The sequence below is a fragment of the Pseudoalteromonas sp. 120-MNA-CIBAN-0494 genome (assembly GCF_040308885.1).
Lineage (GTDB): Bacteria > Pseudomonadota > Gammaproteobacteria > Enterobacterales > Alteromonadaceae > Pseudoalteromonas > Pseudoalteromonas nigrifaciens.
The window spans coordinates 1-262 of record NZ_JBEOOE010000175.1 but is presented as its reverse complement, the minus strand read 5'-3'; the positions used below and the strand labels follow the sequence as shown (position 1 = coordinate 262).

At 46.2% G+C, this 262-nt stretch carries 1 pseudogene; it reads right to left on the bottom strand.

Going from position 1 to position 262, the window contains the following annotated elements:
• A pseudogene (gene fadH, locus AAEY55_RS18420) lies at positions 1-262 on the bottom strand (NADPH-dependent 2,4-dienoyl-CoA reductase); the annotation flags it as partial.

The window sequence follows — 262 nt, the reverse complement described above, 5'->3', positions numbered from 1 at the left end:
ATGCACCACGGGGCACATTAGTCGAAATCGTTGGTACACGCGCTTCATGCCAACCAATACCGGTATTAATAATACTAACACCCGCTTGTTCAAGCGATTTGGCTAGCTGAACCACTTCGTCCCACGTTGAGCCATTGTCGACTAAGTCGAGCATCGATAAGCGGAACACAATAATAAAATCACTGCCGACCTTCTGACGAATAGCGTTAACTATTTCAATTGGGAATTTAACCCGGTTCTCATAGCTTCCGCCCCATTCATC